Origin of the sequence: Acetobacterium sp. K1/6 (assembly GCF_034438075.1) — a bacterium.
GTDB classification, from domain to species: domain Bacteria; phylum Bacillota; class Clostridia; order Eubacteriales; family Eubacteriaceae; genus Acetobacterium; species Acetobacterium carbinolicum.
This window is the reverse complement of record NZ_JAXQGA010000023.1, coordinates 42,454-52,345: the sequence shown is the minus strand read 5'-3', so window position 1 is coordinate 52,345 and position 9,892 is coordinate 42,454. Positions and strand designations below refer to the sequence as shown.

The 9,892-nt window shown below is 46.3% G+C and carries 6 protein-coding genes; all 6 read right to left on the bottom strand.

All coding sequences use genetic code 11. From position 1 onward, the window contains the following. Positions 1 to 201: 201 nt before the first annotated feature. Positions 202 to 936 (bottom strand): ABC transporter permease, encoded by a 735-nt coding sequence (locus U2P91_RS15680; RefSeq protein WP_111889241.1) that lies wholly within the window; start codon positions 934 to 936, stop codon positions 202 to 204. Next, positions 936 to 1,775 (bottom strand): ABC transporter ATP-binding protein, encoded by an 840-nt coding sequence (locus U2P91_RS15675; protein WP_111889240.1) that lies wholly within the window; start codon positions 1,773 to 1,775, stop codon positions 936 to 938. Before U2P91_RS15675 ends, U2P91_RS15680 begins: the two co-directional genes overlap by 1 nt. A gap of 110 nt (positions 1,776 to 1,885) precedes the next feature. Continuing rightward, positions 1,886 to 5,707, bottom strand: coding sequence for a cobaltochelatase subunit CobN (cobN, locus tag U2P91_RS15670; protein WP_111889239.1), 3,822 nt, complete (start codon positions 5,705 to 5,707; stop codon positions 1,886 to 1,888). Then, complete coding sequence (locus U2P91_RS15665) at positions 5,695 to 6,798, bottom strand: adenosylcobinamide amidohydrolase (protein ID WP_111889238.1); 1,104 nt, start codon at positions 6,796 to 6,798, stop codon at positions 5,695 to 5,697. The genes cobN and U2P91_RS15665 overlap by 13 nt, the downstream gene beginning before the upstream one ends. Positions 6,799 to 6,867: 69 nt before the next feature. After that, entirely contained in the window at positions 6,868 to 7,899 is a 1,032-nt protein-coding gene (locus U2P91_RS15660) for an ATP-binding protein (RefSeq protein ID WP_111889237.1), read from the bottom strand. 35 nt (positions 7,900 to 7,934) lie between these two features. Then, positions 7,935 to 9,884 (bottom strand): VWA domain-containing protein, encoded by a 1,950-nt coding sequence (locus U2P91_RS15655; RefSeq protein ID WP_242988526.1) that lies wholly within the window; start codon positions 9,882 to 9,884, stop codon positions 7,935 to 7,937. Between the last annotated feature and the right edge of the window lie 8 nt (positions 9,885 to 9,892).

Genomic DNA, 9,892 nt, shown 5'->3' with positions numbered 1-9,892 from the left:
CTGCCTAATCAAAACGCGAAAGGAGATTTATCTAAAAATTTCTAATTTCGTGTCTTGACAAGCGTGTACATTATATTTCCTGACCCACAATTCCGGTAAATGGATAGATAATAGTTTTATTTTTCACGTTGTATCCTCTTTTGTTTTAATTTTAATTCATAATTTTAATTTATCTCAATAAGCTCAGCTTACTCTACTGTATTACTCAACGGTTTTGCAATGTCGTGCCCCCAGAACAAACAGGACCACCAGATAGGCGACCAGAATTCCGGCATGGAGCGCCATTTGCTGAGATGATTCTCCGGTCGTCCGTAAGGCAATATTGGTATGGGTTAAGGGCAGCAGGTAAATAATCCATTTTAATACTTCTGGCATCTTGTCAATGGAAAAAAAGGTTCCACATAAAAACGACATCGGTGTAATCACAAAGCTGGTAAATTTGGCCATATCTGAATGGGAATTAACCAGCAGTCCGATTAAAAAGCCCAGCGCGGAAAAAACAAAACAGTTTAATAGGGCAATCAAAATAAAATAAGGTGTAATCACTAGATCATTGGTGAAAATCGATACCATGATAATAATCAGGGTAGCCGAATAAATACCATAGAATGCCCCTGCGATGATTTTTCCCAATGCATAGACGGTCATATTTATCGGTGAGATCATATAATCTTCAAAGGTCTTGTAGAAAATTCTAGAAATATTAATGGTATTGGCGGTGTTGTTAAAACTGGTCATCATCGTGCTCATCCCAATAATCCCCGGGATAATATAGGCCATATAAGAAACCCCACCGATCTCAACCCCACTGCCTAGTCCCCAGCCAAAAGCGACCAGATAAAGTATCGGTGAAATGAGAAAACTGATGCTGGTAGCTACAAATTTTCGCTTGAAAACAGCAAATTCCTGCCAGAGAATACCGTATAATCCACTCATTATAATTCCACCCTTCTGTTTGTGAATTTTAAGAAGACATCCTCAAGGTTTGAGGGACGGATCCGGATATCACCTTCTAGCGAACCGGCATATTCGTTGGCTTTTTCTCTTGTCGGAAAGAACTCTTCATGGGTTTCTCCGTCAGCAAAATATTCCACCGTTACCTTGCCAACCTCTTCGATTAGATTAACCGGAGTGTCCAGTCTCAGCAGTTTTCCCTTATCAATCAGTCCAACCCGATCACAGAGGATCTCCGCCTCTTCGATATAGTGGGTGGTTAGCAGCACCGTTAAGCCCTTGGATTTCAGCCGTTTTAACAAATCCCACATTTTCCGACGGGCGGCGGCATCTAGCCCCACCGTTGGTTCATCTAAAAGCAAGAGCTCCGGCTCGTGAAGCAGGGCTCTGGCGATCATCAGCTTGCGCTTCATCCCGCCGGAAAAATTCTTGGTGAGATCATCTTTTCGTTCTGTGAGTTCCGTAAACGCAAGCATTTCAACAATTTTTTGTCGTCGTTTTTCTTTTGGCATCTTATACAGCATCCCGTGCACTTCCAGATTCTCCCAGGCCGACATTTCATTTTCCAGATTATTCTGCTGCGGGACAACTCCAATCTTTGCTTTGATCGAAATCAGGTTCCGATCAATACTTTCTCCACCAATGACAATATCTCCACTTGTTTTTGGTGTCAGGGTACTGATCATTCTCACGGTTGTTGTTTTTCCAGCGCCATTGGGGCCCAACAGGCCAAAGAACTCCCCATCCGCAATGGTGAGATTAAGCGCATCAACCGCTGTTAGACTTTTATATTTTTTTGTCAAATCAATTATTTCAAGCATTTGTTTCCCTTCCTCTTAAACCTTTTAATTCTCCAATAATTGCGAAACTATCCGCAACATTCACGGCACTTTCGCAATTCCAAACCGACATTTTTTGTTACCCTGCAGTCTTATTCGCTATAGTTTTCCAGATCCCCCTCAATGTCCATATAAATTTCCCGGAGTTTTTCGAGACTTTCTGCTTTCGCCTCCCACATCCCTCGCTGGGCGGCCTCGAACAGGCGCTCGGTCATATTCTGAATGGCCCAGGGATTAACGCTCTTGATCCACTCCCGGCGCTCATTGTTAAACAGAAAATTCTCCGAAATCTTTTCATACATCCAGTCTTCAACACTATCTGCAGTAGCATCCCAGCCAAAGACAAAGTCCACCATTCCCGAAATCTCCTGAGCACCCTTGTAACCATGCTCTTTCATCCCGTCAAACCACTTGGGGTTCAGAATCCGCGAGCGCATAATTTTAGCCGTTTGTTCTTTGACATTGTTTAGCGAAACCCGGGCTGGATCACTGCTATCCCCACAATAGGACTGGGGTTTATGACCCGAGGCGGTGCGGACCGCGGCAATCAGGCCGCCATGATAATTATAAAAATCATCGCTTTCTAACATATCAATTTCCATGGAAGATTCGTTTTTTATGGTAATCTGCGCCTTCGACAATCGTCGGGCAAAAACCTCGGTAACCCGTTTACCATGAACCTTTTTACCATAGGCGTGGCCACCCCAAAAAGTATAGATCTTGCCCAGATCGGTAAAATCTTCCCAATTCTTGCTGTTAATTAATTGGGTCACCCCAGCCCCGTAGGTTCCCGGTGGATCGCTGAAGATCCGCATCCCGGCTTCTTCCTGAGCAGTTTCAATACTGGCACCGTTTTGAATCAGCTCCCTGACCTCATTTTGAAAATTTCGTTTGATGAAGTTTTCTTCATCGCTTTCATCCAAACTGGCAACCAGGTTAACCGCTTCCTCCACCGATTCAATCAGATTGGGAAAGGTATCCCGAAACAGTCCGGAAATACGTAGGGTCACATCCACCCGGGGCCGTCCCAGTTCGGAAATGGGAATGACTTCCAGTCCAATAACCCGGTCTGAATTTTCCAGCCACTTGGGCTTAACCCCCAACAGATAATAGACTTCAGCAATATCATCACCAGAGGTTTTCATGGTTTCTCCGGCATAGACCACAATCACCATCGTTTCCGGATAACACTGCTCGTCTTCTAAATAGCGGTCGATCATTTTTTGGCCCAGCTGTTTGCCAACCTCCCAGGCGGCCCGGGTCGGCACCGCCGCCGGATCAATGGCATAGAAATTGCGACCGGTTGGCAATATGCTGACTCTGCCCCGGGTGGGCGCTCCCGATCCCCCGGGCGGCACAAACTCGCCATTAACCCCCTTAACCAGATGGGTCATTTCATCGGTGGTGGCGGAAAGTTTTGGCATCAGGGTACTGTTCATAAATTCGAAAACCGTCTTTAAATCAACCAGATCCGTCGGATTAACAGCTTTAAAATGACTTTTGATGTGGTCACTAATGGTGTCTGGTTCAGTCTTATTTTGCAGGTAATCTCTGACTACTTCCCGACTTAAGGCTTCAATCTCATTAAATTTCATCAAGTTAGTGACCCCTTCGGCATCCCGATGCTGGGGGTTATCTTTCAAAAATTCGTAATCCATCCCCATCGCTTTGGCAGTTGCCTGGGTTAATGACGGGATCTTGCCATTTGATAACCGCAGCAGGGAACAAACCAGCTGATAAAGCCGTTCCGATTCCGGCACCTGTCCAAAAATATGGAGTCCATCTTTAATTAAGGTATTCTTAATGCCTTCCACCCAGGTATGGAGTTTTTCTACAAAGGCTGGAAACTCTGCTTCCATCTCTTCCTGGCTGATATCCAGGTCGGTGAGGTAATTTTGTTCAATCACAATGGTTTGGATGTTTTGCTGGACAAAGGAAGTTTTCCCCTGGTCGGTGCTAACCGCCCGGTAATATTGTTTGATCAGGTCATCCAGCTCTTCCATCTCGTCATAGCTGCCACTCTGCGCCATCGAAGGAATCAGATGATCCAGAAGAACCGCATAAGAACGCCGCTTGGCCTGGATGCCTTCACCTTCGACGGTAATGCTGTAAGGATACAGATTGGGCAGGTTGGAAATGGCAATATCGGGATAACAGGCTGCCGACAAGCCAATTTCTTTGCCCGGCAACCACTCGAGCGTGCCATGGGTTCCCACATGAATCACTACATCGGCCTTAAAGCCATTTTTTAGCCATTTATAATAGGCAATATACGGATGGGGCGGTACAATATCAGTGCTGTGATAAACCTCTTCAGCTTTGTCCTCATAGCCCCGGGCTGGCTGGAGCCCAATGAAAATGTTGCCATTAAGAATTCCCGGCACCGGCATCTGATCCTTAAAGACCATGTTTTCCCCGGGCGGATCGCCCCAATCCCGGATCATCTCTTCCTGGACCTTACTTTCCAGCGCCTTAAACCAGGGCTGGTAGTCACTCTTATCAATCACCGCGACACTGCGTTTAAGGGCTTGTTCAGCCGATAAAAAGCGGGTGTCAAGGCTGACGGCGTCGATAATTTTTTGGATGATCTCATCGCCGCTATCAAAATCGTATTTGGTTGTAATCCCATCGGCCGCCAAGGCCTTAACCATATCAAAAACACTTTGGGGTGAATCCAGACCAAAGGCACAGCCGATCATATCATTTCGAGGCGGCATATTATGAAAGAGGATCGCTACCTTCTTGTCGGCATTCTCCTTTTGTCGTAGCTTTGCCCAATTGAGTGCCAGTTCGCAGATATTGACGACCCGATCCGCTATCGGTCGGTTAATGGTCTTATCGCCGATTTCATCTTTTACAAAAACCGAATAGGCAATCGTAAAGCTCATAATCTGACCGTCAAACTCCGGATAATAAACACTTCCGGGAAAAGACATGGCATCGATTCCGCACAAATTATCACACCAGTTTTCATAGCTCTGGAAGGTGGTCAGGGCCTTAATCACCGGTACATCGATGGCCTGATAAATGCTCTTTTCCACCGTTTTGGTACCATCCCCGGGATCTGAAAGGATACTTTGCGAATGGCTCATGGTGTTAATGATCACATCGACATTTGCGATTCCGGCGGTGGTGAAAATATGATCAACGACCCACTGAAAGCCTAAGCAGCCAATGGCGGGGTTAGGTGCTGAGGACGAATAAACCGCCAGCGGATGGGCTCCCTGTTTTCTGACTTCTGCAATCAGGGCATCAATGTGTTCTAAATTGTTCTCCTGCACCAATTTGCTGTACATTAAAATACCGACCACTGGTTTTTGGCTTGCCCGGGCTTCTTTAAGGGCGGTTTCAATGCTTTGTTCTTTACTTGATTTTTTGCTTGCTTCTGCGTTTAGTTTCTGGCCTGGGCAATAAATACCTTCCCAGCTGGAATGACGGGGCTCGCTGTATGCGATGTTAAGCGAGCCATAATAGGCCCCCAGGTATTTAATCAGGTTAAGGCAGTTTTCGGTGCTGGTGTCCAGAGCATATTTCTGAATCTCCCCATGTTCCCATGGTGAAATACCAGATTTTTTTAAAGCAATGACGTTTTCTTCATCACAGCCGGACCAGATAAAAAAGCGTTTCTTATTTTCAAATCGCTCCATCAGCGGCGCGAAGCTCTTAAATTGAGTGAGTCCGGCATGAATAAAAATCAGAATAAAATCAGCTCTTTCCAGTTCTGCCATGGCCGCGTCAAATGCTTCTTTGGAATCATCCAGCTTGTTGCTGGTAAGAAAGCTGACAGCAATTTTTGTTTCATCTTTAGTTACCGTTTCATTATTGGAAGATCCTTCACTTTTAAAAAGCCTGACAGCTTCCTTAAGATTGTAGGTGTGATCCATCGGTGAATGAATAAATGTTATCCGATACATATTTGCGCCTCCAGTAAACCAACTAAACAATCGGTCATCTTCTGGGTCATGGCTTCAATGAATCCATCTTTTGTGACACCTTGCCAGTCAGTGCCATTAAACCCTGCCAACTGGGGATTCATCCGTTTTAATATCTGCTTGGCTTCAGAAACTGTTTGTTCCATGTTGATCAGATCCCAATCGAATTGGTCCAGAAGATGAACGTAGAGGGAGGTAAGAACCACCAGTTCTGGTTCCTTATCCAGCTTTTCCAGCAGGCAAACAAATTCCGGCTTGGCTAAGTCATTCCCTGTTTTAAACTGATCCCAGATCGTATCCAATTTAATACCAAATCGCTGCATCCGTCTTAAAATGCTGAATTGCTGCTCGGGGCTAGCGCCCGTCTGTAAAAAAAGTGCTTCTTTTACGGCTGGTTTAACCGCTAATCCGATCAATTCCCCCAGTTTACTGTGTTTGCCGGCAAACTGATAATAGTTCGGGGATTCCCCGTTAGCGATCAAGATGGTGCCATCAGTTCCCGACCCGGTGGCCAATCCCCGAGAATACATGCTCCCCAGCAGCAGCTCCTGAATCGCTGCTGTTTTGGCCTCAGTGCAGGTGACCAACGCCCGGGTCAAAGTTTCCGGCGGCATGTTGCCATCGATGTAGAGGATAATATTAATCGTCCCCTCTTTGATTTCATGGAGCTTCCCATTAACCTCATACCAGGTGGTGGGATCGCCGACCCGACCACCATTGACCTCAATGCCTCCGGTTACGATGACGGTCACACTTAAGTTTTTATAGGCGACGGTTTTAATCGCCACATTTTCCATCGATGCAGCGGTCGTGATGCCTGCGGTATAATCGGCATCCAGGCCCAGTTCTTCGGTAATGATCTTCATGTGCTCCTGGTAGGTTTCCGCCCGGAGTTTACAGGCCATGCCAGCACCCTGGGTGGCGTCGTAATTAAAGACGGATTTAAGTTCTTCAGAATATCCGCCATTTAGGTGGGCTGTTGATAAAACCTTCACTTTTCTTTCAAAACAAATTACAATACTTTTCTGATAGCGGTGAACCGCTTCTCCTGTTGGTAACCGATGTATACGCATACTCTGATTCTCCCTCACTGAATTAATATTCATTCTCTACTCTTCTCTACCCCCTTTAATTGGTTCATCTCAGCCTATTAATGAATCAACAATTTCTTCAATGCTATCGGTATTAAACTGAGAATCATCAAAGGGGCGCTTCCGCATCCGATGGGGCAGAACAAAGATGGCCGCTTCTTTAATATCCTGGCTGGTCACCGATTCATTGCCATGATAGGCGGCGATCGTCATCGCTGTTTTCATCATCACGATATCAGCCCGATGACCATCGACTCCCAACGACATGGAAATTCTGGCGATGGTTTCAAGCAGCTGGTCATCAAAGCGGACATTTGGCAAAAACACCGCGGCATTTTGAATCCGCTCAACCTGTTCATTTTGATTGACTTTATACAGCTCATGAAAGGCGTCATTGTTTTCTTCAAAATCCAGACGTCGCTTAATAACATCTACTCTTTGGCTAATCTCCCCTTCACCGACAACATCAACAACCAGGCCAAAGCGATCCAGCAATTGCGGCCGTAAATCACCTTCCTCGGGATTCATCGTCCCCACTAGGGTGAATTTCGCCGGATGGGTATAAGAGATTCCCTCCCGTTCAATGGTGTTGACTCCCATAGCCGCTGAATCCAATAGAATATCAACCACATGGTCATCCAGCAAATTGACCTCATCAACGTAAAGAATATTACGGTTAGCCTGGGCAAGAATCCCCGGTTCAAAGCGTTTTTCACCGTGTTTAATAGCATGTTCAATGTCCAGCGTTCCCACGACCCGGTCTTCGGTGGCACTGACCGGAAGATCAATAACCTTCATCTTGGCTTTGACGATCGTGCTATCATGGTTTTTTATCTTTTCACGACAGCTCTGACAAGCTTGATCCAGATTGACTGGGTCACAGGAGAATTTGCAGCCTTCAGCCTGATCACGCTCCGGCAAAAGATCGGCCAGGGCCCGGACCGCGGTGGATTTAGCGGTTCCTTTTTCACCTCGGATTAAAACCCCACCCAAGGATGGGTTAATCACATTGAGAATCAGGGCCAGTTTCATTTTTTCCTGACCCACGATAGCAGTAAAGGGATATATTTTCTTATTATTCATTTATTATTCCTTTTCTTGTACTCGACATTTGCTGATTATAAGGAAAGCGAAACCGCAGTGACCAGACTCATGGCTTTCAGCTCATCAATCTGATAGCGGTCAGCATCCATTTGTTTCGCTAGTTTTTCAGCCAACTTTAGTTTTACAAAACGCTCATCGGTATCGATGACAATGGTTTTTATCTTTTCGACCCGAATCTTTCCAGCGGCTTTCATGGCTTCTTCAAAAGGATCACCCCGGTCGCTGTAGGTGGCCCGGCCATCCGAAATCAGGACGATTACCGGCAGCATATCCGCGTCTTTATATTTTCCGGCCTTCACCACCTCGTAAGCCATATTCAACCCTGCTGCCAGAGGTGTTCTTCCCCCAGTAGGCAGCGTTACCAGTTTCTTTTCGGCTAACTCAACACTTCTGGTCACACCCAGAGCCAATTCGGCGGCATCATGTTTGAAAACAATCATCCCGACCTTATCCCGCTTCTGATAGGCATCGTTGAGCATCGCCACAATGGCACCCTTGACAGCCTTCATCCGTTTATTGGCCCCCATGGAACCACTGGCATCAACGACAAAAATAATCGTATTTCCAGTTCGTTTTTCCCGAATCTTCACCCGGATATCGGATTTTTTAATGGCAATTGCCATCCCATCCTTTTCCCGGTCTTTCTGATAGGGTGCAGCGGTCCGAAGCGTGGCGTCCAAGGCTATGTCCCGGATTTCACCATTTATCGGAGAGCGGTTCCGCACATACCGTCCCTGAAGCGACGTGGTTACCATCAGGCTCCGTTTTCCACTGCCTTTGGAGATCGTCGCTTTTTCACTGTCTGAAATCCAGCGGGCAATCTGAAAAACAGATTCCGGTGCATCCAGATTTTCTGTTTCGCCCTGATAGAAATCATCCTCCGGATCACTCTGATCGGTCGTCTCATTCTCCGGCTCTGCTGATTCTGGCTGCTCTTGCGGTGGCTGTTCCTGATGTTCTTCCGATGATTCCGAATTTTCTGAGGAAGGGTTTTCGGGATGATCCGCTACTTCCGGTTCCGATTGAGATTGATCAGGCGCCTGCTGGTCCTGCTCTTCCGATTCTTCTGGCGTCTCAGGCGCTGTCGGCGGCGTAGCCTCCGGCACACTGTCTGCTTCCCGGACACGATGGGGCAGCGCATATTTAGCAGCTTCTTTGATATCTGAAATATTCAGTACCTTTCGTCCATCCTGGGCGGCTATGGCCCGAGCGGTTTCAATAATCACCAGCTCGGCCCGATGTCCAGCACAATTGGCTTCCTTGACCATCGATGCCGCCAGATTCATGGCATTTTCTGAAACGACAATAGCATCGATTTGATCCCAGGCGCCTTCAATCTGGTTGGATAAGGTTTTCATTTCTAAATGCCATTTCTTTTCGTAGTCGGCCGGGTTTTGTTCAAATTCAATCCGTCTGCGAATAATTTCTGCTCGAATCCGGATATCCGTTTCCCCTTCTACCTCGACATATAAGCCAAAGCGATCCAGAAATTGGGGGCGTAATCCCCCTTCTTCCGGATTCATACTACCAACCAGCATAAATTTTGCATCATGCCGATAGGACAGTCCTTCACGTTCAATAATGTTTTCTCCGGAAGAGGCTGCTTCCAACAGTGATTTGACCAGATGATCACTTAACAGATTGACTTCATCGACATATAGCAGATTACCATCCGCCTTTTTCAAGATTCCCGGTTCAAATTTTCTTTCCCCATATTTAATCGCATGCTCAAAATCGATATTTCCCAGCAGGCAGTCCTCAGTAGTGTTGAGTGGCAGTTCCACCAGCGCCGTTTCCTTTGTCAGTCGACAGACTCCTCGAACCAAGGTTGATTTAGCGGTTCCTTTTTCACCACTGATCAAAACCCCGCCGATCTTTGGATTAATGATATTCCAGATTAAAGCATTCTTTATTTCCGTCTGTCCAACAACCGCTACAAAGGGAAATACGGTATTTTTCATCATTTTTCGCT